The sequence below is a fragment of the Methanolinea sp. genome (genome assembly GCA_030055515.1).
GTDB lineage: Archaea > Halobacteriota > Methanomicrobia > Methanomicrobiales > Methanospirillaceae > Methanolinea_A.
In genome coordinates, this window is the sequence record JASFYI010000003.1 from 49,960 (window position 1) to 74,403 (window position 24,444).

A 24,444-nucleotide genomic window follows, 5' to 3' on the forward strand; every position below is an offset into this window, starting at 1 on the left:
CATATGGATACGCGCGGAACTATTATGTACCTATGGAAAGGTACCGCGGCCTCCTCCCCATCAGACGCTGTCCCGGTAGTGTATCTCGATCATCTCGAGGTCGGAGGGGATGATCACCCTCCCCGCGAACCGGGCCTGGGCATCGCGGAGGTGGCCGGCAACCGTCGTGTACCGCGAGCTGATGTGGACGAGGGCAAGAGTCCTCGCGCGGAGGAACGCCGCTGCCTCCCCCGCCTCCCCCGCGGTCGAGTGGAGGACCTCCTCGGCGCGGTCCCGCTCGGAGTCGTCGTACGTCGCGTCGTGGATGAGGAGGTCCGCGTCCGACGCGATGTCGGCGATCCTCTGGTGCACCGGCCGCGTGTCGCCCGTGTACACGATCTTCCGCCCCGGCCGGGGCGGCCCCATCACCTCTTCCGGCCGCACCTCGGTCGATACCCCGTCCCTCACGATGCGGACCGTCTCCCCCCGCTGCAGCCTCCCGAAGAGCGGCCCCGGCGGGATACCGAGCGCGATCGCCCTCTCCCTGTTGAACCTGCCGGGCCGCGGGTCCTCGGAGAGGACGTACCCGAGGCCCGCCATCCCGTGCGCGGTCTCGAACGCCCTGACCGTGTACCCCTCGAACCGGACGACGGACCCGTGCCGGAGTTCGACGGGGACGACGGGGAACTTGATGTTGAACCGCGCGAGGCTCTTTACCGCGGACGCGACCTCGGCCACCCACTCGGGCCCGTAGATCGTGAGGGGCTCGGTCCTCCCCATGAAGGAGAGGGTCTGGGCGAGCCCGAAGACCCCGAGGAAGTGGTCCGCGTGCCAGTGCGTGACGAATATCCCGTCGACGAGGAACCCCGTCCGGGCCCTCATCATCTGCTGCTGGGTCCCCTCGCCGCAGTCAAAGAGGAGCGTGTCGTGCCCCCTCTTCACCATGATGCAGGAAGGGTTGCGGAACGGCGTGGGGAGGGCCGCGGCCGTCCCGAGGAAGTAGACGTGCAGTGTCTCGCCGCTCATCCGCGCCACTCCCGCACGGCCGAGAGGCTCCTCTTCCCCTCCGCGACCCCGCGCCCCTCGACGACGACGATGCCCGAGTACTCCCGGGCGACCGTCTTTCCCACGAGTTCCCAGTCGACCGTCCCCTCGCCGACCGGGAGGTGCTCGTCGGACTGCCCGGAGTTGTCGTGGACGTGCATGTGGGATGCCCGGGGGACGAGGGGGAGGAACTCCCGGACGAGCCCCACCGTGTGGGCATGCCCTATGTCGATCGTGATCCCGGCCCCCTCGATCCCGTCGACCATCCCGAGGAGTTCGCCCGGGTCACGGCAGAGGAACTCCCGCGCGCCGATCATGTTCTCGAGGCACGCGACCACGCCGTGGTCCCGGGCGACCTGCCCGATCTCGCGGAGTGCCTCCTTCTGCTGCGCCCACACGCGGTCCGGCATGATCTTGCCGACCGGGGAGACGTAGCCGGGGTGCACAGTGACGCGGTCCGTCCACTCCGCGGCCTGCGCGATGCAGCACGTCACCTGCCGGATGGATTCCCTCCAGATCGGGTGGTTGAGCGTCGCGAGGTTGAGGTCGGCGTACGGGGCGTGGACCGTGACACCTAGGTGCGTCGAGGAGATCGCCTCGTCGATGCGGCGCACGTTGCTCGGGACGTCCAGCCTGTAGCTCCCGTCCGCGACGATCTCCCACCCGTCGAAGCCCGCCTCCTCGATCCCGAAGATCCACGAGATGTCGTCCCAGACCTTCGAGGACGAGGAGAAGTAGACCCTGCGGCTCATGGATCCTCCGCGATCGCCCGCAGGAGGTCCCGTGCATCGCGCGCGAACTCCTCGAGGGTGCCGTCATTCTCGATGACGTGGTCTGCGTCGCGGATGGCGCGGTCAAGGCCCCACGCTGCCTCGCGGCGGTCGCGCTCCTCGAGCGCGAGGGGGTTTTCGTGGTCGTCCTCCCTCCCCCTCGCCGAGAGCCGCCGTGCCCGCTCGGGGAACGGCGCCGTGATCGCCACGAGGACGAAGCCGGGGAACGCCTCGCGGAAGAGCCGCACCTCGGCGTCGCCCCGAATCCCGTCGACGAGGACGACAGGTGATGCGGCCTGCCGTATCCTCGGGACGCACCTCCTCGCGATCGCGTCCATCCCCTCCTTCATGCGGAGCTGCTGGGCGACGGCCCCGAGGTTCCCGTCGGTCGGGGGGAGTCCTGCCCTCCGCGCCTCCTCGCGGATGACGTCGCCCATGACCACGACGGGTATCCCCATCTCCCCCGCGACGCGGGAGAATTCACCCTTGCCGCTCGCAGGATACCCAACGACCCCTATCACCTTCATAGACGACCTCCCCCGTCTCCCTCGTCCGGATCTTGATCGTCCTGCCGACCCTGACCATCCTCGCGGCGAGTGCCGAGAGGTCCCGAAACGAGAGCGGCGGGCGCGGACCCTTCGCCTCCTCGTGGGAGATGAACGGCTTGCCACGGACGACGGGGGCGAGTGCCCAGTCCTTCCAGAACCTCTTGTGCACCCCCTGCTGGAGGACGATCGTCGCCCGCGGGAGTTCCTTTTCTATCTCGAGGACCTCCCTCTCGTTGCCCCAGAAGACGGTGAGGACGATCTCGAACGAAGGGAGCCTCCCTTCGACGTGCGCCTCCCAGCAGAGCGCGATCGACCTCCGCACCTGCCGCGTGTAGTCCTCCTTGCAGACCTCGCCGTAGCCTTCCCACCTCTTCGAGTACCCTTCCCACCGCGTCTTGTAGTCGAGCGCGACGCGGTCGACGAGCCCTTCACCGAGGAGTTCCTCTATCGTCCCGGGAAAGTAGCCGTTCGTCTGGATGCCGACGAGGAGTCCCATCCCCCGCGCGGCGCGGGCGAGTGCGACGAGGGCCTCCCGCTGCATCGTCGGTTCTCCCCCCGAGAAGACCACGCCGGACACGAGGGGTCGGGCGCAGGCGATCTTCCCCACGACCCAGTCGAGGTCGCGCATGTCGCTCCCCGCCTGGATGGCGGCATTGTGGCAGTACGAGCACCGGAGCGGGCAGCCGCGGAGGAACACGGTGCACACCGCCTTCCCCGGCCAGTCTATAGTACTCGTGTCGACGAACCCGCCGAAATTCACCTGCACCCGCGTCACCGTGCGTACTATTGAACCGGGAAGTTTCATCAAGCTATGGTACCCTGCCCCGGCCGGCGGGAGCAGCGTTCCCCGGAATTTTCAATCCAGCTTGCAACAAGGAAAATCAATTTTAATTGTGGAGAGAACAAGCAAGATTTAGTCCCCGATTCAGAAAACAACCTTTTATCTTGTCTTTCTTCCCATGGGTACGCATGAGTCTCATCGACGACGCGAGGGCCGGCAGGATCACGGAAGAGATGCGGATCGTGGCGAGGCAGGAAGGCGTGACAGAGGACTTCGTCCGCAGGGGCATCGCCGGCGGGCATATCGTGATTCCCGTATCCCCCTACAGGGACGTGAAGATCTGCGGGATAGGCGAAGGGCTGAGGACGAAGGTGAACGCGTCGATCGGGACGTCCACCGACATCGTCGACGTCGAGATGGAGGTCGAGAAGGCCCGCCAGGCAGAGCGCGCGGGGGCCGACACACTCATGGAGCTCTCGACCGGGGGCGACTTCGTCGAGATCCGCAGGCGGGTGATCGAGGCGACGAGCCTTTCGGTCGGGAGCGTCCCGCTCTACCAGGCCTTCATCGAGGCAGCCCGGAAGTACGGCGCCGTCGTGCACATGAGGGAGGACGACCTCTTCCGGATCACCGCCGAGCAGGCGAGGATGGGCACGAACTTCATGGCCATCCACACCGGCATAAACTGGGAGACCGTGAAACGCCTCCGCAACCAGGGCCGGCACGGCGGGCTCGTCTCGAGGGGAGGGGCGTTCATGACGGCGTGGATGCTCCACAACCAGAAGGAAAACCCCCTCTACGCCGAGTTCGACTACCTCCTCGAGATCATGAAGGAGCACGAGGTCACCCTCTCCATGGGCAACGGGATGCGGGCCGGCGCCGTCCACGACGCGACCGACCGCGCCCAGATCCAGGAGCTCATCATCAACTCCGAGCTCGCGGACAAGGCCCACGCCGAGGGCGTCCAGGTGATCATCGAGGGCCCGGGCCACATCCCCATCGACGAGATACAGGCAAACGTCGTGCTCCAGAAGAGGCTGAGCAACCGGAAACCCTTCTACATGCTCGGTCCCCTCGTGACGGACATCGCGCCGGGCTACGACGACAGGGTCGCGGCGATCGGGGCCGCGCTCTCCTCCGCGTACGGCGCCGACTTCATCTGCTACGTGACCCCATCGGAGCACCTCGCGCTCCCCACCCCCGAGGAGGTCTACGAGGGGGTGATCAGCGCGCGCATCGCGGCGCACGTGGGCGACATGATCAAGCTCAAGAAGAGGGACGCGGACCTCGAGATGGGCCACGCCCGCCGTGACCTCGACTGGGAGAGGCAGTTCCAGATCGCGCTCAATCCCGAGAGGGCGCGGCGGATCCGCGAGGAGCGCATGCCCGCCGACGCGGATGCCTGCACGATGTGCGGGGACTACTGCGCACTCAAGATCGTGAACCGGCACTTCAGCTTCTGAAGTTCAGCTTCCGGGGGATTGCCCCGGCCGGGGCTCCTCCCCCTCACTTCTCTGCCTCTGAGATCGCGAGCTCGTACATCCAGTCGAGGAGCCTTGCGCACTCCTCGGGCCGGCACTCGAGGTCGCACGCGATGCACGGGACGAGCTCGTCCCCCGCGAGGAGGAGGGACGGGTCAACGGGGCAGCGGACCGCCCGCAGGACGAATGTCTTTATCCCCTCCTTCCTGAACTCGACGCGCTCGACGAGTCCCTCGTCGAGCAGCTTCTTGACGAGCCGCGAGCACTTGCGGCTGTCCACGTCGAGGATCTTCCAGAGGTCGCTCTGGAGGACTCCCTCGGGGTGGGACTGGATCACCCGGAGCGCATCTTCGGGGGTCTTCGTCATGTCTCGGACTGCCCGTTCCCGCGTGCTCACGCCTGCGGCTGGATGGAGAGGATATTGTTGCCGCGGATGACGACGGTCCCGAGGGTTCTGCCCCGCACGTTATTCACGTACTCCGTGGTATCATCCATGTGGATGTTGAGGTACTCGTCGACGGCGACCAGTTTCCCGTGGAGTTTCCGCTGGTCGTCCTTAATCTCGACGATTATCCTCGAGTCCACGAGAGAAAAGACCTTCTTGATTGGCAGTACGATACCGTTCACCATCTGCCACTTAGTGGTGACTGCCGGTATTTATTGGTTGTCGAGCGTCTCCCCGCGCGCGGGGAAAAACGGGGGGAGAATCCCGCCCGATTCACTCCCCGATGGGGACCCAGCGGTCTCTTAAGGTCTTTTCGACCGAGGGGAGGGTCGTGTACTCCATCTCGGAGAGGGAGAGCCGGTGGGGCTCGAACGGCCCATGCGCCCGGAGGACGTCGGAAAGCTCGTTGCACCGGGCCCTCACCCTGTCGAACGCGGGGTCGTCGAACATGTCGGCGGGGCCCACGAGCTTCCCGTTGGAGACCTGGAAGCCGAGGCAGACGACGCGCGGGGGACCGTCGAAACGCGTGCAGTTCGCGTCCGGCAGGCCGACCGGCATGAGCGGCCCGTGGTGCGATCCCCTCATCCACCCCGCGACGATGACGGGGATCGAAAACGGCTCGAGGATCTCCCCGACGGCCGGCAGCCCGCTCTGCCCTCGGACGATCATGACGGGGTCGTCCTTGCCGACGTACTTGCCCGCGATGAGGGAGAGGCGCTGGGTGCTCGTCACGGCCGCGATCACGCCGTCCTTCCTCCGGACGGACTTCACGACGTACCGCGACGGTGCGCCGATGTAGGCGAGGAGGCTGTAGGCCTCTTCCGGCGTCCTGAACTCTATCTTCCTCTTCTCGATGACGTCGTGGACCTCGAAGACGAACCCCTCGTGCATCGCGGGGTCTATGACGAGCCCCGCCGTGTTGAAGGGATCCGCGAAGATCTTGTAGAGGTAGAAGTTCCACGCGCCGGGCTCTGTCTTGTCCGCCATGAAGAGGAGGACAGGGTCAGAACCGCGCTCCTCGAACTCCATCTCGGCGACGCCGGGTCCCATGCCCTTCACGTTCCCCGAGAACGCGTCCGAGAGGATGTCCTGGCCTGCCCCGTAGAGCTTCATCTCCTTTGCCATTTTCGCGCATTCCTTGAACACCCTCCACGCGAGCGCGTGGATCTCCTCGTTGTCCACGCCGCGCGTGTGGACCATCACGAGCTCGAGGTCGTCCCCGCAGTGGGTGACGAACGAGTCGGTGAGGACCTTCCCCTCCTCTTCTTTGAGCATCTTTGCAGCCTTCTCGAGGATGACGGGGTGCGTGCGGGAATGCCCCGGGAAACTCCCGATATCCGCCTTGATCAGGGAAATTGTCGTCTTCGGCATGAGTACACCACTGGGTTTTTCGGTAATCGCCCTAGAGGGTTTTTGGTATTCACCCTAGAGGTAAGGGCACGGAATGTAAAAATGTGCGCGAACCGGATGCCCCTGCAACCCCTTTTAGCCGGCGTTGCCGGGAGCCCGCGGCCTGCCGTCGCCCCTCTCCTCGAGCGACTCGTAGGAGATCTCGAGCACGCCGTGCCGGTAGGTGACCTCCTCGGTGCCCGCGCGGGGCGGCGGGACCCTCGCCGTCGCCCTGTAGTGCCTCCCCGCCTCCTTCCCCCAGACAAAGACCCTGTTTCCCCTGAAGAGGACGTGGATCTTCTCCGGGGAGAGGCCCGGCATCTCCGTGACGAGGAGGACCCGCCTCCCGAGCCTGTGGACCTCTATTCCGGGCTCCGTCCCCGCACCCCGCGCGTGCCGGTGGTGGGGCGGGTACTCCCCGCCCGGGGAGACGAAGACGTTCACCCCGATGAAGACGGGCTGGATCCTCCCCTCCCGGGCGGCCGCGAACAGCTGCTTCATGATCTCCTCGAGTGTCCTGCCGGGTTCGTCCTTCCTTTCCGCCATGCCTTCACCCTTCCCTTCTACCCTGTCCGTGGGGAAAGGGGGAATTGACCGGTCCCCCGGGCCGTGGTCTTTTAAGCCTTCAGTTCCTGCTCGAGCTGGTGCGTGAGCCTCTTTATCTCGTTCCAGTCCTTCTTCCTCGCGAACGTCGCCTTCCGGAGCGGTTCCGTGTCGTAGGTTTTCCCCGTCCTTATCTCGGCCTGCCTGAGCGCGGCGACCGCGTTCTCGAGAATGGCCCTCTGCTCGGAGTTGTAGAGGATCTCCCACGCCATGCGCTCCGCGGCCTCGAGGCTCTCCTTGTCCATCGAGCCCTTGACCTTCTTGAGCGCCTCGTCGAAGTGTTTCCGCGAGATCCTCACGTTCACGACGGCGTCGGAGATCTCCTGCTCGCTTTTTTCCCCCATCACGCTGATGAACTCCCGCATCGCGCAGAGCTTGGCCTCGCGGACGAGGGCCTCGATGTCCGCGCCCACGTAGCCCTCCGTCTGCGCGACGAGCTCGTCGATCTTCACGTCCGCGGTGACGAGGTTCCCCTCGGTCCCGAGGTACACCTCGAAGATCTTCTTCCTGCCCTCGGCGTCCGGCGGGGGGACGTAGATGTGCCTCTCCATCCTGCCCGGCCGCATCAGCGCGGGGTCGAGCATGTCGGGCCGGTTCGTGGCGCCTATCACGGTGACGTTCTTGAGCTCTTCGAGGCCGTCGAGCTCGGTGAGGATCTGGCTCACCACGCTCTCGGTGACGTGGGACGTGCCCGCGTACATCCCCCTCTTGGGGACGAGCGCGTCCACCTCGTCGAAGAAGATGATCGAGGGCGCGGCCTGCCTCGCCTTCCTGAAGACCTCGCGGACGCCCTTCTCGGACTCGCCCACCCACTTGGAGAGGAGTTCGGGGCCCTTGACCGAGATGAAGTTGCACTCGCTCTCGTTCGCGACGGCCTTGGCGAGGAGGGTCTTGCCCGTCCCCGGCGGGCCGAAGAGGAGGATGCCCTTGGGCGGCTTGGTCTTGAGCTTCTCGAAGACCTGCGGGTACTTCAGGGGCCACTCGACGGCCTCGCGGAGCTCCTGTTTCACGTCGTCGAGTCCCCCGATGTCGTTCCACGTCACGTCCGGGACCTCGACGAGGACCTCGCGCATCGCGCTAGGCTCGACGTGCCTGCGCGCCTCGTCGAAGTCCTCCCTCGTGACCTTGATCTGCTCGAGGACATCTGCCGGGATCTCCTTGTCGAGGTCGAGCTTCGGGAGGACCTTGCGGAGGGCGTGCATCGCCGCCTCCTTCACGAGGAGCGCGATGTCCGCGCCGACGAAGCCGTGCGTGGTCTCCGCGTAGTCCTCCAGGCGGACGTCGTCCGCGAGCGGGACACCGCGCGTGTGGACCTGGAAGATCTCGAGCCTCCCCTTCTTGTCGGGGATCCCGATCTCTATCTCGCGGTCGAACCTCCCGCCCCTCCGGAGCGCCGGGTCGATCGCGTCCGGGATGTTCGTCGCCGCGATGACGATGACCTGCCCCCTCGTCTTGAGGCCGTCCATCAGGGAGAGGAGCTGGGCGACCACCCTCCTCTCCACCTCGCCCTTCGTCTCCTCCCGCCTCGGCGCGATGGAGTCTATCTCGTCGATGAAGATGATCGCGGGGGCGTTCTCCTGCGCCTCCTCGAACACCTCGCGCAGCCTCCCCTCGCTCTCCCCGTAGTACTTGCTCATGATCTCGGGGCCGGATATCGAGATGAAGTGCGCGTCGACCTCGTTTGCCACGGCCTTCGCGATCAGCGTCTTGCCTGTTCCGGGCGGGCCGTAGAGGAGGACACCTTTCGGCGGGTCTATCCCGAGGCGCTCGAAGAGCTCGGGGTGTCGGAGGGGCAGCTCGATCATCTCCCGCACGAGCTCTAGCTCGCGCGAGAGGCCGCCGATGTCCTCGTAGTGGACGTCGGTCACCTCGCCCTTCTTCTTCTCCTCGGGCTGGTAGGGCGTCTCCCTGAGCTCTATCTGGGTATCCTCGGTGACAATGGCGATCCCCTTGGGGGTGACCTTCGAGATGACGAGCGTGAGCGGGTTCCCGATCACGTCGACCCGGACCGTCTGGCCCTCCATGACGGCGCGTCCCCGCAGGATCCTCGAGAGGTACTGCTCGCCGCCCACGAGCCGGATCGGCTGGGTGGGGTTGATGACGACCTTCTTCGCGTACCCCACCTCGACCTTCCGTATCTTGACCCGCTCGTCGACGCCTGTCCCCGCGTTGCTCCTGATGGTACCGTCGATCCGGATAATCCCCTGGCCGGTGTCCTGGGGAAACCCGGGCCAGACGATCGCGGTCGCCTTCTTCTTGCCCTGGATCTCTATCGCGTCGCCGGAGACGAGGCCGAGTTTCCGCATCGCCTCGATGCTCAATCGGGCAATGCCCCTCCCCGCGTCGTCCCTCGCCGCCTCCTTCACGATGACTTCTATCGTATCGGATTCTGCCATGTTCAAGGACTCCTGGTGAGAATCGGTTCCAAAGTTTACTTAAAGTTAGTGTATTGTTATATATAAATATTTCTATCATGTCGCCTGCCGGGTTCACCCGCAGGGGCATGCCTGCCGGGCTGGCCCGCCGCGGGTGCCCCTGGCCCCCTCGAGTCACCACCCGCAAAGGCAATGCCCCCCGCGACCATAGTACGTGGGGATTACCCATCGGGTGAAGCGAGAGGGGCACCATGCTGGACATACGGTTCGTGAGGGAGAACCCGGAGGCGGTCCGCGCGGACCTCCGGAAGAGGGGCAGGGGAGACGACGCGTGGATGGTCGACGACCTCCTCGAGAAGGACAGGAGGGCGAGGACCCTCAAGGCAGAGATCGACAGGCTGCGGCAGAGGCGCAACACCATCTCCCGCGAGATCAACGAGGCCCGCAAGGCGGGCAGGGACACGCGCGACCTCCTGCAGGAGGCCTCCCAGCTGCCCGGGAAGATAAAGGAGCTCGAGGGTACCATGGATGAACTCTCGGGCGAGATCAGGAGGATCCTCATGCGACTCCCGAACATCCTCCACGAGAGCGTCCCGGTCGGGAAGGACGACTCGGAGAACCTCGAGGTCCGGAGGGTGGGGACCCCGCGCACATTCTCCTTTTCGCTCCGGAACCACGGCGAGCTCGCCGCCGAGTCCGGGTGGGCAGACTTCGAGAGGGCCGCCCGGGTGGCGGGGGCCGGGTTCTACTACCTGAAGGGGAACCTCGTCCTCCTCGACCTCGCGCTCCAGAGGTTCGCCGTCGACCTGCTCGTCGGGAAGGGCTTCGTCCCCGTGATCCCCCCCTACATGATGAACCGCGCGTCCTACGAGGGCGTGACGGACCTCTCGGACTTCGAGAACGTCATGTACAAGATCGAGGGGGACGACGCATACCTGATCGCGACGAGCGAGCACCCCCTCTGCGCGATGTACCAGGACGAGATATTCGAGGAGAAGGACCTCCCGCTGAGGCTGTGCGGGATCTCTCCCTGCTTCCGGAGGGAGATAGGGTCCCACGGGATTGACACGAAGGGGCTCTTCCGGGTCCACCAGTTCCACAAGGTCGAGCAGTTCGTGTTCTGCCGCCCGGAGGACTCGTGGGAGATCCACGAGGAGCTCCTCGCGAACGCCGAGGAGATGTACAGGAGGCTCGGTCTCCCCTACAGGGTCGTCTCGATCTGCACGGGCGACATCGGGACGGTCGCGGCGAAGAAGTACGATATCGAGGTCTGGATGCCGAGGGAGGAGAGGTACCGCGAGGTCGTCTCCTGCTCGAACTGCACCTCGTACCAGGCTGTGCGGCTGCGGATCCGCGTCCGAGACCCGAGGGACTTCGAGGCGAAGCGGTACGTGCACACCCTCAACTCGACGGCGATCGCGACCTCGCGGACGATACGGGCGATCCTCGAGAACTACCAGGAGGAGGACGGGAGGGTCGCGGTCCCCGAGGTCCTGCGGCCGTACATGAACGGGGCGGAATACCTCTGATGCCCCTCCCCTCACACCCGGATGATCTCCCTCTCCGTCACGATCACGTCCATGGAGACGTCCCTCTCGTCGGCGGGGATCGCCTCGACCTCCTGGCAGGAGAACGCGATGCCGATCTTGCGCATGTGGGGGTTCCTTGAGAGGAAGCGGTCGTAGTAGCCCGCGCCGTACCCGAGCCGGTGCCCCCGCCTGTCGAAGGCGATCACGGGCACCACCGCGACCGGCACGCACAGGGGATCCGCGGGGATCTCGTGGCCGATCGGCTCGGGGACCGAGAAAGTGCTCGGGGAGAGGTGCGCGGGGTCCCGGAGGAACGAGAGACGGAGCGTCCTTCTCTCCCTCTCGATGATAGGGACGACGACGGCCTTCTCCCCCGAGAGGAGGGCAGAGATGAGCGGGCCTGTCTCCACCTCGGGCGGTTTTGATGCGTAGAGGAGGACCGGTTCCTGCCCGTCGAGGAGCGATTCGACCCTCTCGCATATTACCCGGCTGAACTCCCTCCGTTCCTCCGCGGAGAGGGCCGCACGCGCCTCCCTCGCCCTCGCCCGGAGCACCTCCTTTTCGGTGCACATCCCTGCACGTAAATATCGTCTCCCGGCGAGGATTAAGGGTGCGGTCTCTCCTGCCGGGGCACGGGAACGGCCCCGGGCCGCGGTCGCGCGCGGGGAAGGTCCACGAAAAGCCTGATGTGCAGGGATCGTCCCACCCTCCCACATGGAACTCGACCGGCTCAGGGAGATGGAGAAAGAGGATCTCCTCTCCTACCTCGAATTCCTCCTCTGGCACTACAGGGTCGTCGATGCCTTCTGGTTCATCTACGTCGCAGAGGAGTTCGGCCAGCCCGCCGCGGAACGGATCAACGAGAAGGTCTGGGGGAGGGTCGCGGGGATGGCGGCCCGCGACCTGAAAGGGCGTTTCTCGATCCGCGAGGGGGGCCTGCGGGGTTTCGTCCGCGCGCTGCGCCTCTTCCCGTGGGCGCTCATCGTCGGGTACGACATCGAGGAGGGGGAGGGCACGGTCTCCATCCGGGTCCCGCACTGCCCCTCGCAGGAGGCGAGGCTCCGGCGGGGACTCGGCGAGTACGCGTGCAGGGAGATGCACAGGGCAGAATTCACGGGGTTTGCCCGCGAGATAGACCCGCGGATCAGGGTCGAGTGCATCTTCGCGCCGCCGGATCCCCACCCCGGTGACATGTTCTGCGCCTGGCGCTTCACGCTGGACGAGGACAGGGGCCCGCCGAGCGGGTGACAGGGCGAAAAGGGACTGTCCGATGGCATGGTTCCTCCTCGCGCTCGCGGGTGCACTCGCGCAGGCGGCCTACTCGGCAGGGGCAAAGTCCCTCCTCGCCCGGTTCCACCCTGCCCGGCTCGCCGGGGGGACCTTCCTTGCGGCCGCACTCGCCCTCGCCGCGATCTCCCTCGTGAGGGGCATCCCCCCGGTCGCCCCGGGGTTCCCGGCCGCGGTCCTCGCCACGGTTGCGATCAACGCGGCCGCGACAGTGCTCTTCTACAGGGCGCTCTCGATCTCCGACCTCTCCCTCTGCCTCCCCATGCTCTCGTTCACCCCGGTCTTCCTCGTTTTTACGGCATTCGCGATCCTCGGCGAGACCCCGAGTCCCGCCGGTTCCGCCGGGATCTGCCTCGTCGTCGCCGGCTCGTACCTGCTCGGGGTGCACGGGACCGGCAGTCCGGGGAGGGCGTGGACCGCCCCGTTCCGGGTGCTCTCCTCGGACAGGGGCGTCCGGTACATGCTCCTCGTCGCGTTCCTCTACAGCATCTCGGTCAACTACGACCGCCTCGTCGTCGCGTACTCTGACCCCGTGTTCGGCTCCGCCGCCGTCTACGGGTCGCTCGCCTGCATCTTCGTCGCGTGGGAGATCGCGCGGGCAATTGCCGGGCGCGGGAGAGGGACGCCCCGTGCCACCCGCCGCGGCGTGCGGGAGTGCGGGGCGCTCCTCCTCCTCGGGATGGTCCTCGTCGTGGAGGCGGTCGCGGTCAACACCGCGTACACGCTCTCGCTCGTCCCCTACGTCATCGCGGTGAAGAGGCTCTCGGTCCTCTTCGGAGTCCTCGCGGGGGGTTTCCTCCTCGGGGAGGAGAGTCTCGTGCAGCGGGGGGCCGGGGCCGCGGTGATGGTCGCGGGCGCGGTCCTCATCGTTCTCGGCGGCTAGCGGCACGGCACGGGTGGACGGTGAAAAGTGGGTATACCCCCGACCAGATTCGAACTGGTGTCGCCGGATCCAAAGTCCTGCATGATTGACCGCTACACCACGGGGGTTCTCGCACGTTGCATACCGGTCGCCTCGCCGGTATGTCCTCTCATCTTTTCACGTTCCCTGCTATTAAATCCCACTTTGGAGCCCGCCCGGGTACGCGGGGAGGATGTCCCTTTCAAAAACTACGGGGGATTTTTATAATCCCCCGTGTCATCCAGTTATGAACGCAACAGGAGATCTCCGATGGCATCACTTTCTGCACGCGCAGCCCCTTTTCTTCTCGTGGGTGCACTCGCGGTGGTCGCACTCGCCGGCCATGGAACCGCGATGATCGGGGGAGGGACAGGGTACTTCGAGATCACCTCTGTCCCCTCCGGGGCGAGCGTGTTCTTCGACGATACGTACAGGGGGACGACACCCGTCACCATCCCGGTCTCGACGACGGGGAATCCCACCCACACCATCCGCGTCACGAAGACAGGGTACATGGAGTGGACCACGGTCCACGAGGGTAACCCGTTCGAGGGCGAGACGATCCACATCAGCGCGACACTTATGCCCATGCCGGGCGGCGCGAAAGGTTACTACAGGATCACCTCGAGCCCCTCGGGCGCAGCGGTCTACTTCGACGACACCTACAGGGGGACGACGCCCGTCACCGTGGAGGTTTCCACCACGGGGACACCCGGCCACACCGTGAGGCTCGTCCTCTCCGGGTACCAGGAGTGGACGAGCTACCAGCCCGGGAACCCGGGGGAGGGCGAGACCATCGCCGTGAACGCGTACCTCCAGCCGCTCCAGAGCTACGGCAGCATCACGGTCACCTCGTCGCCGTCCGGTGCGACGGCCGTCCTCGACGGTGCGCAGTCGATGGTGACACCCTGCACGTTCCACAACGTGGTCCCGGGCACCCACACCGTCCAGGTGACCAAGCCAGGGTACCAGGCGTGGAGCACGACGACGACCGTCGAGGCAGGGCGCAACACGCAGGTCTTCGCGTCGCTCTCGCCGGTTGCGCCGGCGCCGGGCTCGATCTACGTCACCTCGGTTCCCTCGGGCGCGGGCGTCTACGTCGACGGGACGTACTACGGGCCCTCCCCCCAGCTCGCGTCAGGTCTCTCGCCCGGGTACCACGAGGTCCGGATATCCCTCTCCGGGTTCCAGGACTGGGTGGGGAACGTGATGGTCAAGTCGGGGGAGACGACGCGGATCTCCCAGGCCCTCTCGGTCACCCCGACGCCCTCCCCCGTCGCGGGCACGGGGTCGCTCTCTGTCCAGTCCAGCCCGCCCGGTGCGAGCGTGTACATCGACAACGAGTACATGGGGATCACGCCGCTCGTCGTCCACTCGGTCGCGCCCGGGATGCACACGGTCCTCCTGACCCACCCCGGGTACGCGGACTGGAAGGCGAGTGTCCAGGTCCAGAGGGATGTCCAGACTCCCCTGGACGCGACGCTCTCCCCCGCGGCACCCACGGCGATGCCGACGAAGTCTCCGCTTGCCGCGCTGCTGGCCGTGCTCGCGCTCGCCGCGTGCGCCCTCGCTCCCGCCGCGGGGCGACGCCGGGGGTAAGAACCCCAAAGAAACTCTCCCTTTTTTTCCCGCCGCGGCGCGGGGACACGGCGATCCGGGAGGACCGGTCCCGGAAAAGGACGGGATAAAAGGGCTTTAGCCCCCTCACACGAGGGGGAACTGCTCGGGCGGTATCGGCTGGACCGCGTGGACCCACCACGAGGCCGGCGGTTCCCAGTCGATGAACGTCATCGTAAAGCCCCTGTGCCGTGCCCCCGAGAAGACGGCGGGGAGCGTCCACCTGAAATGGCCCGTCGTGGTGGCAAACGACCTCCCCGCGGGATCCCAGCCCTCCCCGGTCATGATGTAGACGTCGTAGATCCCCGGCGGAACGACCTGGTCGAACCGCTGCGCGTACCCCTTCGCCACGTACACCGCGAGGACCGCTCCCCGCTGCCGCTCCGGCGCGAGGGCGACGACGACGTCGGACCTGCCGCGCGTGTTGTCGACGGCGAGGAACTGGCCGCCCTGGTACATGGCACCCCTGAGGAGTGCCTGGCCCGCTCCCCTTGTCCCGCGGTTCCTCGCGGCCGCCTCGAGGAAAGGCTCGACGACGGCCGAGAGCGCGCGGTCGAGCGCCATCGCCCTCTCGTAGTCGGCGATCGCCTCGTCGTAGTGGCCGAGCGCCGCGTACGCCTTCCCCCTGTTGAAGTAGGCCCGCGCGAACCCGGGATCGAGTGCGATGGCGCGGGAATAGGCATCCACGGCAGCATCCCAGCGGAGCTGGCTCGCGTAGGTGCTCCCGAGGGCGTTCCACCCCGCGGCTGTCCCCGCGGGTGCCTCGCCGCCCCCTCCCTGCGCCTCTCCCGCCGCGGCCTGGACGAGGGCGGCCGCGAGGAGGAACGCGAGCATGACCAGCAGGTGCGCGTTCGGCCTCAGTGCGGTGGCATGCATCCTGACATCTCCCGTACAGGAATACGCGGGCCCCCATTTAATACCCTCCCGGTCCCGCGGTCCGGGTATGGAGGGGAGGCGTTACGTCCCGGCCCGCCGTGCCCTGCAGGGGAATGCAACCCATGTACGCGATGTGCCACGTCCTCTCGGGCGCAATGCTCGGGTCGTACCTCTCCGCCCGCAGGGGGGAGAGGAGGCTCGTTCCCGCGGGCATCGCCGGGTCGGTCCTCCTAAACCCGATCGCAAACCCGCCCGGACTTGTCCTCACCGGGACGGTGGGGTACGGGAGGATCTCTTTGCGCATCCTTTCCGCGGTACCCGTCCTTTGCTGCGCCTCTGGATCGTCGGGGGTTTTTCCGAAGACCACCGCACCTGTCCTGCCGTAAGTTAGCCGCAGGCACGGGAGTTTCCCCCAATGAGATCGCGCGGGGGAGCGCGCGGGAAAAACCCCTCAGAGACTGACGGGCTGCCGTGAGAATCCCCGGAGTCCCCCCGGGAATGACCGGGCGGGCGGGAAAACCGGGAACTTTTTTTTGAGTGGTGCCTCAAGGATCCGGTATGGAACGACCGGATACCGCTGCCGTGGGCAGCGCGAGGATTTTCGCCCTCTTCGCCCTCGCGCTCGTCTCCCTCGCCGTCCCCGCCGCCTCCCTCTCGATCACCGCCCGGCCGGAGGCGATCCAGAATGGTCACCCCGTCACCGTGGAGATCACCGGGCTTCCCGACGGGGCCCGGTTCTCTCTCCTCGTGGAATCGGTGTACAGCGTCTCCCCGAACACCGAGTTTTACTTCCAGATGAGCCAGTTCGAGATGCCGTTCACTCTCGCGAAAGGGAACATCACGGCCACGCTGGAAGGGACCTCGCAGAACCGGCTCGAGGTCAGGAAGGGCGATACCATCGTGGCGGTGTCCGGGAAATCGACAGATGGGAGGTTCACGACGACGAAGACCCACGACGTGACCGCGGGAACGTACGATTACTTCCGGCTCTCGGGAACGACTCTCCCCACGGCGCGGACGATCGTCGCGCGCTTCCAGGTGACGGGCACGAAGAAGGGGCCGGAAAACTCCCGGATATGGTTCGTGGTCGATGGCCTCCCGTCCGGCACGGTGACGGTCGCGGCCGTCGTGGACGGGGCAGAGGTCCTCCACAAGAAAATTCCCGTGGGAACCGGGAATGCCCCGGCGACCAACGGGACGGCCTCTTTCTCCTCTGCCGACGGGGTCGTCTCGGTGAGGGTGCCGGAAGGCACGTCGGTGAGCGTCCTCTCCGTTCCGGGACAGGGCGTGCGCGGGGACTTCCACGTCCTCGCGGGCCCCTACGCGATAGTCCCCTACGAGGCCGTCCTTTCGCCGGCGGGCGAGATCACCTTCGCGCTCCGCGGTGCCCCCCAAGCGAGGAACCCGGTTGTCGCGATCCTCTCGGGGGGCAACTGGACCCTCCTCCCCTCTGCGGTCGCGGGGAGCTCTGTCACCGCCCCGGCAGGGACGGGGGGTATCTACGCCCTCGTCGAGCCGGTCGGGGGTATCCTCGTGAAGAGTCCTGCGCCCGAAACGACCCCTCCCACGACAACGGTGACCACGCGCGAAACCCATCCCCCCGCGACACCGACACCCGCGCAGGGGGCAGGGCCGACACCCCTCGCGCTCGCCCTCGCGGTCGCCGGCGGGTTCCTCACCGCGGCACGCCTCTCCCGGCGTCCCCCGTGATGCTCCTCCCCCGTCACCGCGCCGACGCGAGCGTGCGGGAAAGGCCCTCCTCGAGGGTGTACGCGGGCTCCCACCCGAGGCACTCCCGTGCGCGCGAGATGTCCGCGACGGAGTGCCGCACCTCGCCAGGCCTGCCCGCGGCATGGACCGGCATGCCCCTGTACCCGGTGAGGGCGATGAGGATCTCCGCGAGCTCGAGGATGCGCGTCCCCCTCCCGGACCCGATGTTGAACACCCCTTCCGCGCTGCCCTCCATGGCGCGCACGTTTGCCCTCGACACGTCCCTCACGTACACGAAGTCCCGCGTCTGCTCCCCGTCGCCGTAGATGACGGGCGGCCTCCCGGCGCGGAGGTTCGCGATGAACCGCGGGATGACTGCGGCGTAATCCGAGTGGGGGTCCTGCCTCTCCCCGTAGACGTTGAAGTACCTCAGGGAGACCGTTTCAAGGCCGTAGAGGTGAGAGAAGACTCTGCAGTAGTACTCCCCCGCGCACTTCGCGACGGCGTAGGGCGAGAGGGGGTTAAGCGGCATGTCCTCCCTCTTGGGGACTCCGGGCAGGTTGCCGTAGACCGCGGCAGAAGACGCGTGCACGACCTTCCTCACCCCTGCCTCCCTCGCCGCGACGAGGACCGCGAGAGTCCCCGTGAGCGTGACCTCATGGCTCCTCGCGGGATCCGCGATTGAACCCGGGACAGAGACGTACGCCGCCTGGTGGAAGACACCGTCGGAACCCTCGAATTCCCTCTTCAGGAGACCGGCATCGAGGACCGATCCCCACACGAACCTGAACCGGGTGTTCCCTGTCAGGTTGCCGATGTTGTCGGCGCTGCCCGAGGAGAGGTCGTCGATCACGGTCACCTCGTGCCCGGAGGAGACGAGCTCCTCGGCGAGGTGCGACCCGATGAAACCCGCGCCGCCTGTGACCACGTACCGCATGCTCCGTCCTAGGTACATTTCTCTCTCCCGGGGATCTTATAGGGACCGGGGGAGCGGGAAGAGGACTCCCATTCCAACAGGGAATAGGGGACACCCGGGAATGGCCCGGGCACGGGCAATTGTGCAAGGTTAATGGTCTTGCCGGATGAGATCCCCGCATGGTCTCCCTCTCCGACATCAGGGCCGCGGCGAGGATCCTCGAGGGAAAGGTGATCCGGACACCCCTCGTTTACTCCCCCACGTTCTCGTCGATGACGGGGGCAGAGGTGTACCTGAAGCTCGAGTGCATGCAGAAGGCAGGCTCGTTCAAGGTGAGGGGCGCGACCAACCGGATACTCTCCGGGGACTCCGGTGTCGTAAAGAGGGGGGTAATAGCCGCCTCTGCCGGGAACCACGCCCAGGGTGTCGCCGTTGCCGCGGCCATCGCGGGGATCCCGGCCACAATCGTCATGCCCGAATGGGTCTCCCTCGCGAAACAGGAGGCGACGAGGGCGTACGGTGCAGAGGTCTTCCTCTCGGGCTGCAGCCTCGAGGAGAGCATCGAGGTGGCGAAGCGGATGGCGAGGGAACGGGACCTCGCCTTCATCCACCCCTACGACGACCCCCTCGTCATCGCCGGCCAGGGCACGATAGGACTCGAGATCCTCGAGGACCTCCCGGACGCCGGGTGCGTGGTCGTTCCCGTCGGGGGTGGCGGGCTGATCGCGGGGATCGCGACCGCGCTGCACGCACTCCGCCCGGAGATCCGCGTCATCGGGGTCCAGGCGGCCGCGTGCCCCTCGGCGAGGGAGGCCCTCGTTGCAGGCCACCCGGTCACCGTCGAGGCGCGGCCCACCGTCGCGGACGGGATAAGGGTCAAGAGGGTCGGGGAACTCGCCTTTCCCGTGGTGAGGGACCACGTGGAGGAGATCGTCCTCGTCGAGGAGGACGCGATTGTAGGAGCCGTGCTCGCGCTCCTCGAGCGGAAGAAGGTCCTCGCCGAGGGCGCGGGTGCCGCGGCCCTCGCCGCGCTCCTCTCGGGGGCAGTCCGGTTGGGGAGGGGGGAGAAGGTCGTGGTCGTGGTGAGCGGGGGGAACATGGACACGTTCCTCCTCGAACGGGTCATGAGGAAAGGGCTCTACGAGTCCGGGAGGATGGTCCAGGCCCGGGTCGTCCTCGGGGACGAGGGGTCCTCGCTCCCCGCGCTCCTCGCGATCGTGGCCCGGGAGGGTGCCGTCGTCACACGGGTCCACCATGAGAGGGGCGTTCCGGGGCTTGCTCTCCACCAGACGATGGTGACACTGGAGCTCGAGGTGAGGGGGCCCCTCCATCGAGCAAGGGTGATTGATGCGGTGAGGTCGTCCGGGTACCCTGTGGAACCCTTCCCGGAGGATGGGAGAGATCGACCTGGATCGAGCCCACGTGAATGGACGCGACCCTGTGGGCATCGTGCGGGGGGGCCCTGAACGAGAGTGTCCCCGTGATGAGGTCGAGCCGGTCGACGAGGCCGAGCACGATGACCATCATCTCCGGGTCGCAGAGGGCGATGAGGAGGTTGCGCCACGCCTCCTCGCAGAAGGAATCAGGTATCCTGCCGTGGACGCCGAGGCCGGATATGAACCGCGCGTGGGGCACCGCGCCCGAGAAGTACTCGGAGAACTTCTGGAAGCGGTACATCCTCCGCCACTCCCTCTTCCTCTCGACGACCTCCGGGGGACTCTGGCACTCGAATATCCTCATCCTCGGGTGGCGGCGGAAATTCACGAGTATTCCCTCGAGCTCCGGACCCTTCTCGAATCCCACGACGATCTCGGGGAGGAGGAGGTCGATCATCCGGATGTGGAATTCCTGTGCGGCGGGCTCGACGACCCATCCGGGCGAATCGGCGACGATGTACGCCGCGCCCTCCTCCCTCGCCTTCTCGCGCAGCCGGAGCGCTCCCGCGAGCTCCTGGACCATGTGGCCGCTCGGGGTCACGGCGCCGACGAACCTGAGGTGGGTGGCAAGGGGGGTCTCCGCGTTCCCCGAGTAGAGCGCAAGGCCGATCGTCGCCGGGGGGCCGACCGTGGACTGCCCGATGTCGCAGTCGAGGAACGCCGTGAGGGCGGTCGGCGCGAGGCGTGAGACCAGCCAGCGGCAGAATGTCGTCTTCCCCCTGTCGGCGGCTCCGACCACGTAGATCGTCGCACCCTTGCGATCCTTCACGAACCCAAGGATCTGCTCCCATTCCCCCGGGATGGTGATCCCCTGCTCCACGCGGCCTTCTCCCGTCGCACGTCCTCCTGGCCCTTTGAAAGAGGTGTGCCAGGGGATCGTGTAATCAAAAACGATATCGCTCTCATCCCATAAGAGCCTAGCGAGATGCGGGGATTCGGTGTGGTACGTCCCTGAACCCTGATCGCCGGGCAACGTCCGTGCGGGCAAAAGGACTGTCGAAATCGCTTTTTTCCGGGATATAAGTCAAATAACGAAAAATTTTGGAGGGAATTTCATTCGTCGCTTTATATTTTTCGCGCGGAATTTTCTGCCCGCTCGTCCCGGAGGGGGAAAGGACGCCGCATCTAGGCCCGAAATGATTACCACCTTATGATATAGCATTATGAAGTTTATGAAATGCGAACGCGGGTCCTTTCCCGGCGGGGAAAGGTCGAGACCGAATGCCGGCATGGGGCAACAAGGGGGACGCTGCGCGTGCAAAATCGCATCTCCGGGAAACCGGCGGGAATTCGCGGGGAGGGGGGCACCACTCGGGGAGCGAGCGGCTCACGATGCCTTCCTGTCCTCCTCCTTCCCCCTCTCCCTCGCGCTGTTCCCCGCGAGGGGGAAGTACTCCTGGTACACCCTCTTTCGCTCCTCGAGGTCGGTGTGCAGGTAGATCTCCGTGGTCTTTATGGAGGAGTGCCCGAGGTTCTCCTGGACGACGCGCAGGTTCTTCGACCGCCTATAGAGCTCGCTCGCGTAGCTGTGCCGTATCTTGTGGGGCGTGATCCCCTCGGGCGCGTACTTCCGGAAGATGTGCTGGACCGACCGGGGGGAGATGTGGCGGCCCATCTGCCCGGGGAAGAGGGGTCCCTCGATGCGGGAACCGATGAACTTGTCCATCTCGGCGAGCGTCTCGGGGTCGACGAAGACTATCCGGATCTTTCCCCCCTTCCCGCGGACCCTGATCGTCCCGTCCTCGAAGTCGATGTCCTCGATGTTCATGCTGCACAGCTCCGAGACCCTCACCCCCGTCGCGTAGATCGTCCGGACGATCAGCCTGTCCCGCGGGTCTTCGATGGACTCGATGAGCCGGATGACCTGGCTGTGCTTCAGGTACCGGAGTTCCTGCCCCTTTATCTTCGGGCGTTCCACGCCTATCAGGGGGTTCGTCCTGACTGCCCCCTGGGTGTAGAGGAAACGGTAGAAAGAGCTCAGCGTGGAGATTATCCTGTGGAGCGTCTTGGGCCTGTACGTGCGCCGGGCGTTGAGGAAGGAGAGGTAATCCTCGAGGAGTGCAGGTTCCACTTCCACGTCCGTCTCGGTCCGCGCCTTGGAGAGATCCTCCCAGTAGAAATCGATCTTCTTGGGATCGACGTTCCGCTTGAGCCAGACGAAGTAGGCAAAGTGCTTCACGACCTGCTCGTAGCTCTGGATGGTCCTGGGGGAGTAATTCCGCATTCTCAGGTAGTGACGGTACCTCCCGAGCCACTCCGAGAAAAATCCCCCAGGCATGTTCTATTCTTTTTTTGCTCGAATTATAAACCTTTTGCGCAGAATCTCCATTCTGCGCAAGCTCCCTCGCGGAATCCGGCCGCAGGACCGCTCCCCACGGAATCCCCCTGCCGGTACCACCTCCCCCGCCCCGCCGCGACGTCATTCCCCCGGTACTGGTCTCCCCCCGCCCGGGCGGGCCGTGCCGGTCACCGGGAACGCTCGTTAAGCACCGATTGGTACCCGCATGCCCGCAGTTTTTGCGGGGTGAGCCGTGGGGGAAAATCTCGAAAATCCTGCCCCTTTATTCCCACGATACCGCCCGATCTCGTCGAAGAATGATGAAAGGACATTGAACATAGAAATTCTTCGAAATTTCAGTCTAAATAGGATGGATGGTTCAGAACCGTGGAACATCACAGGAAACCCGGAGAAAACCCTTGCCACGTCCAGGATTTCCGAGGGTCGCACGGTGCCTAAGCCGCCTCAAAAAAGCGCGTGCCTCCCGCAAGCCCCGCGTGGACGCACCGGTTTTCATCCCGGCAGGATACCCCATGTCCCCCGCGAGTGAATGCACCGTTCCGCGAGAGAGAGGGGCGTGTCGGGCATGTGGCCGGGAAAGAGGGATCGAGGCCGTTTAGGGTATTGTTCCCATTAATCCGTAATTTCAGATCCCGCGTGGCCGAGGGATATCTCACCCGCGCCTTGGGAACACTGTCTCCCCGTCAACCACTCCCCCAATGATACATGTGAGGCTTCTTACGACTCTCCCGGGAGCGATTGAATCGCGAGGGACTGTCCCGGTGGACCGAGACCTCCTTTTTAATTCCTCTATTCCGTGTTCGGGGAGGTTTAGAGTCCGGGTTCTCTCCCGGTGGTCGATAGGGAAACACCCGGTGATTCACCGCGTCACCGTGGAGCCGTTCCCATCGTGTCCGCAAGCGCGCGGAGTATCCACGCGATTCGAGTTTTGGGATGCATTGCTGGAGTGCGACAACGAACCCTTCCCTTTCATCGATGCTTCCTTCCCCACAGCCTGGCGGGAGGAAAGTGCCATGCCTGCCAATGACACCCGTGGGATGGATGTCCACGGCATCCCGGATACCTCCATGGCCGCCGGACATGACACGATCCCCCCGTTCCAATCCACTTTTATTCCCGCTCCGGGAACGAGCCCTCCCGCGCGAGTCCATCCTCGCCGTCGCCATGACCCAGGAATCTTCGGCATCCCGCCATCCCCCGGTCCCGGCAGCCACGAGGAATGCCTTATCCAAATATCGAATTATGTCCCTTTCTTTGAAAGACGATGCAACCAGGAGGATGGAATTTACCTGATTCTACAGGAAAAGAGGGGAATTCCAACCCCTCGCATCGAGTACCATCGCAATCGCCGGCACGCACGAGGAGGGGATCGTTTCAATTCCGGGAGTGGAGGCGAGAGTTCCCTCCTCCCTCGTGGATATTCCTTGAACGTGCGATTCGTTCCCTGCACTCTCGGCAGCCCTCCCGAGCCCAAAATCCCCACGCCGGGATTTTGAGCGTCCACGGGCGTGTCCCGTTCCGAACATGCATGTCGTCCCGGTTCTCCCGTACCGCGCAGTACCTGCCAGGGCATCTCCCCTCTTCGCATTGCATTACCCCGTCTTGAAAACATTGTGACGATGTCCTTTCGCCCTCCGCGTTACCGGTAATGGAGTATTCTCGCGGGTCTTTCCCTTTCATCGCCCCGCGTCCATCCGCTTTTCAATGCAGGGGAGGGGACACTGGGTCTATTCCCCCTTTCCAGTTTTATACGTGCGCTCACGGTCGCGTGAAGAGGGTCGATTCCCGCAAGAATCCCCGGGGCTGGCCACGCGGACGGATTGTTTTACGCGAGTGTTTCGCAAGGGAATGGACCCAAGCGCCTTGCGCCCCGGGGCGGCGTCACCCGGAATTCAATTCTGCAGTTGCTACGGGGAGGGGTTGCTTTCCCGTGCAACTGGGTCGACGTGAATGGCAGGTCGGGGAGACGTCCCCGGTCCGGGAGCGATTCTCCGCTCCGCAACCACTGCTCCGTTCACCCCCGGGCGGGGAAAGTGACCGCGAGATCGCCCGCCCACGGGGAAAAAAGCCGAAAGAAATGGGATGTTTGCGTTGCTCTCCGGGAGATGTTCTCTCCCGCCGGGAAATGTATCCTTTCCCCGTTCCCAGGGCACCCGCCCGGAACGCCCCCGGATCCTCCGTGTCCCCGACGCCGGGATCGCAATCCGGTTACCCGCAGAGGGGTATCCCACCGTTCTGCATAAACCGTATAATGCGATATAACTGAGGATACCCGCGGCGACCCTTCGTGCGTGCACGACCGCGGGGGTCTGCACCCGGTTCGATCGCGAATTGAGAGTATATTCCCGCGGATGAAATCCAGGAATGTGGGCATCTCCCATCCCGTGCCGTCCCCGGGGGCGAGGTCACCGGGCCACGTCCCCGCGTGGTCAGGTGACGCGAGGGGATCCTTTTCCCG

General features: G+C 65.5%; 21 protein-coding genes, 1 tRNA gene and 1 pseudogene. 8 read left to right on the forward strand and 15 right to left on the reverse strand.

The window, feature by feature from the left end; translation table 11 throughout:
- Positions 1–60 precede the first annotated feature (60 nt).
- Genes rnz through QFX32_06510 form a run of 4 tightly spaced genes read right to left on the reverse strand, consistent with a single transcriptional unit; the run spans position 61 to position 3,107 of the window.
- Positions 61–1,005 carry a ribonuclease Z gene (rnz, locus tag QFX32_06495; GenBank protein MDI9633690.1) on the reverse strand — a complete coding sequence of 315 codons (945 nt, stop codon included), beginning with the start codon at positions 1,003–1,005 and terminating at the stop codon, positions 61–63.
- Complete coding sequence (locus QFX32_06500; GenBank protein MDI9633691.1) at positions 1,002–1,775, reverse strand: sugar phosphate isomerase/epimerase family protein; 774 nt, start codon at positions 1,773–1,775, stop codon at positions 1,002–1,004. The genes rnz and QFX32_06500 overlap by 4 nt, the downstream gene beginning before the upstream one ends.
- Positions 1,772–2,320, reverse strand: a complete 549-nt coding sequence (locus QFX32_06505; protein ID MDI9633692.1) for an AAA family ATPase — start codon at positions 2,318–2,320, stop codon at positions 1,772–1,774. Before QFX32_06505 ends, QFX32_06500 begins: the two co-directional genes overlap by 4 nt.
- Positions 2,274–3,107, reverse strand: a complete 834-nt coding sequence (locus QFX32_06510; GenBank protein MDI9633693.1) for an anaerobic ribonucleoside-triphosphate reductase activating protein — start codon at positions 3,105–3,107, stop codon at positions 2,274–2,276. The genes QFX32_06505 and QFX32_06510 overlap by 47 nt, the downstream gene beginning before the upstream one ends.
- A 203-nt stretch (positions 3,108–3,310) precedes the next feature.
- Here QFX32_06510 and thiC point away from each other — a divergent pair, with 203 nt between their 5' ends.
- Positions 3,311–4,585 (forward strand): phosphomethylpyrimidine synthase ThiC, encoded by a 1,275-nt coding sequence (thiC, locus tag QFX32_06515; GenBank protein ID MDI9633694.1) that lies wholly within the window; start codon positions 3,311–3,313, stop codon positions 4,583–4,585.
- A 43-nt stretch (positions 4,586–4,628) separates the two neighbouring features.
- On the opposite strand, the gene QFX32_06520 is transcribed toward thiC, so the two are convergent.
- The 5 genes from QFX32_06520 to QFX32_06540 form a co-directional block, all read right to left on the reverse strand.
- The gene (locus QFX32_06520; protein MDI9633695.1) at positions 4,629–4,970 is read right to left on the reverse strand and encodes an Lrp/AsnC family transcriptional regulator; all 342 of its coding nucleotides are present in this window, start codon (positions 4,968–4,970) and stop codon (positions 4,629–4,631) included.
- 26 nt (positions 4,971–4,996) lie between these two features.
- The gene (locus tag QFX32_06525) at positions 4,997–5,233 is read right to left on the reverse strand and encodes a ribonucleoprotein (GenBank protein ID MDI9633696.1); all 237 of its coding nucleotides are present in this window, start codon (positions 5,231–5,233) and stop codon (positions 4,997–4,999) included.
- An 88-nt stretch (positions 5,234–5,321) separates the two neighbouring features.
- Positions 5,322–6,419 (reverse strand): fructose-1,6-bisphosphate aldolase/phosphatase, encoded by a 1,098-nt coding sequence (gene fbp, locus QFX32_06530; GenBank protein ID MDI9633697.1) that lies wholly within the window; start codon positions 6,417–6,419, stop codon positions 5,322–5,324.
- 114 nt (positions 6,420–6,533) lie between these two features.
- A complete protein-coding gene (locus QFX32_06535; GenBank protein MDI9633698.1) occupies positions 6,534–6,983 on the reverse strand; it encodes a hypothetical protein in 450 nt (149 codons plus the stop codon).
- 71 nt (positions 6,984–7,054) lie between these two features.
- Positions 7,055–9,436, reverse strand: a complete 2,382-nt coding sequence (locus tag QFX32_06540; GenBank protein ID MDI9633699.1) for a CDC48 family AAA ATPase — start codon at positions 9,434–9,436, stop codon at positions 7,055–7,057.
- A gap of 230 nt (positions 9,437–9,666) precedes the next feature.
- Here QFX32_06540 and serS point away from each other — a divergent pair, with 230 nt between their 5' ends.
- Positions 9,667–10,944, forward strand: coding sequence for a serine--tRNA ligase (gene serS / locus QFX32_06545; protein MDI9633700.1), 1,278 nt, complete (start codon positions 9,667–9,669; stop codon positions 10,942–10,944).
- 11 nt (positions 10,945–10,955) lie between these two features.
- On the opposite strand, the gene QFX32_06550 is transcribed toward serS, so the two are convergent.
- The gene (locus QFX32_06550) at positions 10,956–11,516 is read right to left on the reverse strand and encodes a 5-formyltetrahydrofolate cyclo-ligase (GenBank protein MDI9633701.1); all 561 of its coding nucleotides are present in this window, start codon (positions 11,514–11,516) and stop codon (positions 10,956–10,958) included.
- 142 nt (positions 11,517–11,658) lie between these two features.
- Here QFX32_06550 and QFX32_06555 point away from each other — a divergent pair, with 142 nt between their 5' ends.
- The gene (locus tag QFX32_06555) at positions 11,659–12,192 is read left to right on the forward strand and encodes a DUF6125 family protein (protein ID MDI9633702.1); all 534 of its coding nucleotides are present in this window, start codon (positions 11,659–11,661) and stop codon (positions 12,190–12,192) included.
- 22 nt (positions 12,193–12,214) lie between these two features.
- Positions 12,215–13,114: an EamA family transporter gene (locus QFX32_06560; GenBank protein MDI9633703.1), complete on the forward strand. Its 900-nt coding sequence runs from the start codon at positions 12,215–12,217 to the stop codon at positions 13,112–13,114.
- A 34-nt stretch (positions 13,115–13,148) separates the two neighbouring features.
- Here the strand turns inward: QFX32_06560 and QFX32_06565 are convergent.
- Positions 13,149–13,221 (reverse strand) — tRNA-Gln (locus QFX32_06565).
- Between the two features lie 220 nt (positions 13,222–13,441).
- Between QFX32_06565 and QFX32_06570 the strand changes: the two genes are divergently transcribed.
- Positions 13,442–14,731, forward strand: coding sequence for a PEGA domain-containing protein (locus tag QFX32_06570; protein MDI9633704.1), 1,290 nt, complete (start codon positions 13,442–13,444; stop codon positions 14,729–14,731).
- 105 nt (positions 14,732–14,836) lie between these two features.
- Here QFX32_06570 and QFX32_06575 read toward each other — a convergent pair whose 3' ends face one another.
- The gene (locus tag QFX32_06575) at positions 14,837–15,625 is read right to left on the reverse strand and encodes a tetratricopeptide repeat protein (protein MDI9633705.1); all 789 of its coding nucleotides are present in this window, start codon (positions 15,623–15,625) and stop codon (positions 14,837–14,839) included.
- A gap of 122 nt (positions 15,626–15,747) precedes the next feature.
- Here QFX32_06575 and QFX32_06580 point away from each other — a divergent pair, with 122 nt between their 5' ends.
- Positions 15,748–16,011 carry a hypothetical protein gene (locus QFX32_06580; GenBank protein ID MDI9633706.1) on the forward strand — a complete coding sequence of 88 codons (264 nt, stop codon included), beginning with the start codon at positions 15,748–15,750 and terminating at the stop codon, positions 16,009–16,011.
- A 172-nt stretch (positions 16,012–16,183) separates the two neighbouring features.
- Positions 16,184–17,335, forward strand: a complete 1,152-nt coding sequence (locus QFX32_06585; protein MDI9633707.1) for a hypothetical protein — start codon at positions 16,184–16,186, stop codon at positions 17,333–17,335.
- A gap of 13 nt (positions 17,336–17,348) precedes the next feature.
- On the opposite strand, the gene QFX32_06590 is transcribed toward QFX32_06585, so the two are convergent.
- Positions 17,349–18,272: an SDR family oxidoreductase gene (locus tag QFX32_06590; protein MDI9633708.1), complete on the reverse strand. Its 924-nt coding sequence runs from the start codon at positions 18,270–18,272 to the stop codon at positions 17,349–17,351.
- Positions 18,273–18,430: 158 nt separating this feature from the next.
- Between QFX32_06590 and ilvA the strand changes: the two genes are divergently transcribed.
- The gene (gene ilvA, locus QFX32_06595; protein MDI9633709.1) at positions 18,431–19,717 is read left to right on the forward strand and encodes a threonine ammonia-lyase; all 1,287 of its coding nucleotides are present in this window, start codon (positions 18,431–18,433) and stop codon (positions 19,715–19,717) included.
- Between the two features lie 184 nt (positions 19,718–19,901).
- Here ilvA and QFX32_06600 read toward each other — a convergent pair.
- Together QFX32_06600 and QFX32_06605 are read right to left on the reverse strand one after the other, a co-directional pair.
- Positions 19,902–20,426, reverse strand: a pseudogene (locus tag QFX32_06600) (polynucleotide 5'-hydroxyl-kinase).
- Between the two features lie 588 nt (positions 20,427–21,014).
- Positions 21,015–21,965 (reverse strand): tyrosine-type recombinase/integrase, encoded by a 951-nt coding sequence (locus QFX32_06605; GenBank protein MDI9633710.1) that lies wholly within the window; start codon positions 21,963–21,965, stop codon positions 21,015–21,017.
- Positions 21,966–24,444 lie beyond the last annotated feature (2,479 nt).